Origin of the sequence: Endozoicomonas sp. ALC013, assembly GCF_049310205.1 — a bacterium.
GTDB lineage: Bacteria > Pseudomonadota > Gammaproteobacteria > Pseudomonadales > Endozoicomonadaceae > Endozoicomonas.
Window position 1 is genome coordinate 1 of the sequence record NZ_JBLYNS010000318.1, and the last position, 2,339, is coordinate 2,339.

Sequence of the window (2,339 nt, forward strand, 5' to 3'; positions counted from 1 at the left end):
GAATATCACGGCATTCAAACAAGCCGTCAACAACACACCGGTGTTACCCGGTAAAACCTGCGGGGTTATTAATACCCATAATTTCAGCGCGGTCTTCAGTGACCTGTCCGCACAGGAAAACACCCTGCAAAAGACCGATACCTTTCATAAGATGGCCAGCGAATTTGACCAGCTGCTGATCAGCGGTGAGCTGACCAATGAACAATGGCTGATCCTGAAACATCGGACGGAATCACTGCCTGTCGCCCCCGGATTGGTGACAGGCACTTTGCCAGAGCCTTTCGGTGACAGCGTTGTCAGGCTGTATACCGGCCGTGTTGCCAATAATGTTGCTGCACATTGTTATCAACTGGCCACCGGGCAGCAATGGGAGGAGCTCTGGTTTACCAGCAAGCTGAAACTGTCAGGCAAGTTGAATTTCCAGCTGAGAGAAACCCCGTTATTGACACAACTCCTTAAGGGTAAACCAGTGGTGCTGTCCGGGCTGGAACATACCCCGACCCTGGCAGGGCATCTGGAGTCACTACTGTCACCTGAGCCCTATCTCTGGATTTACGGCCAGAAAAAAGCTCTGCCCCACTGCCAGCTGCATATAGTCTGGCCCACTGACCGACTGCCTGACCAGGGTCCATGGTTTCAGCGCTGGCAACAGCAGCAGGATGCCCGGAGTGATCGGTCAGCAGGCAGTGTTGAGGCTGACAGCTTTGAGCCTGAAATAGCTGAGCTCGGTAAAGCTGAGTCCATTTTGGCAGAATCCATTATGGCCGCCCCCAAATCCCTTTCGTCCCGCCATCCCGATGCAATCGGGCCATTATGCAGTCTTTGGTCGCGCATTCAGACATTGCCCCAGAGCCCGGATGAAAGTTATCCGGTCATTCCGGTTCAGGCACCGGCTGAGTTTCTGAAACTGCTGGAGGCTCAGCTCCCCATTGAACAGCGGCTGGATCGCGCCGAGACTCTGGAGCCCTTCCACTGGCGTAAGGCCCTGAATAAGTTACTGGCCCATCCGGTGCGGGGTAATACAACCATTTACAGTTATGTCAAAGCTCAGATCAGTGGGATATTTCCGGATTCCATGGCAGAGGTTGATCGTGATGGCATTGCTGCCATCCTGAACACCCTGCCAGCCCTGAAGCACCCAAAGGATCTGGTAGATCATTTCTGGCCATTGGCCCGTTATATGGCACCGGCACTGGGCGAGTATTTGCCCGCTACCTTCAGCAAACCTTCTCTGCGCTGCACCGCGAAGATGGCCGCCATTATCCACTCAATATTCCCTCAACAGGGCATTGAGGCTGATCTGTTGCCGGTACTGAACGACAATATTCATCCCTGTTCCGGCCAACGGCTGCGTCTGCTGTACGATGCCCTGCGGGTCTGTGGCAGCCAGAGTATTCCGGTGCATCGGCAAGCCCGGGACTTGAACCAGCAACTGACCGCCATTAGCCAATGCCATCCGTCTGCGCCACTGGAGCAGCTGCAACAGCCGCTTCAGCACGCCTTTCCGGGGCTGACAACCTCTTTGCAGACACTGGCCTCAGATTGGCTGAAGGCCAGCTGTCATCATCAGCAGCAACAGGGCAAGCGGCTTGAACAGCTCACCACCATGCTCAGACAGCACAGGATCATTGAACTCAATGGCCCGGCGGGTACCGGTAAATCCTGTCTGGCCGTCGCCACCGGGCAAGCGTTACAGGAACGGCGGCAGGCATCAATGAACCGGCTTGCCGCTGGCCTACAGCCTGACCCGCACACAGTGAAAACCCTGACCCTGGGACCAAACACCACCTGGGAAGACCTGTACGGTTCGGTCTCCCTGAAACGAGACCGGCAGGGCAATACGGTCTCTCATTCGGTACCCGGCCAGATAACGGAGTGGGCCAAAGGTTCCGAGCCGGGCCTGCTGGTTATTAATGAAGCCAACCTGGTGCAGCACGGACTATTGTCACCACTGACCGGTTTGCTGCAATCGCCTGCCCGGCTCTGCGTCAATGGCCAGACGTTCGAGCTCACAGATAACCACCGGGTTTTGTTGACCGGTAATCCGGGAAATTATCCGGGGCGGAATCTTGACCCTGAATTGCAACGCCGGATTCTGCGCCTCTATTACCGGCCGCTGCCGGAGTCCGTTCTGCAACAAGCCATCATTGAGCCACTCCTGCCGGATACCTGGCCCTTGGAGCTGAGGTCCACCGCTTCGGACACCATCCTTTCCCTATTGGCAGAGTACAGAAAACAGGTATCCACAGACTATGAGCTGACGCCAAGGGACCTGAAAGACATCATGGCCCGGTTCCGGCTGATCACGGCGGATGCACCCTGTCCCACCAGCCAGGCCC

The 2,339-nt window shown here is 56.2% G+C and carries 1 protein-coding gene; it reads left to right on the forward strand.

Annotated elements, in window-relative coordinates:
* Positions 1 to 2,339 (forward strand): AAA family ATPase (locus tag ACO6V1_RS23470; RefSeq protein WP_422468949.1); only part of this gene is annotated, 2,339 nt, incomplete at both ends.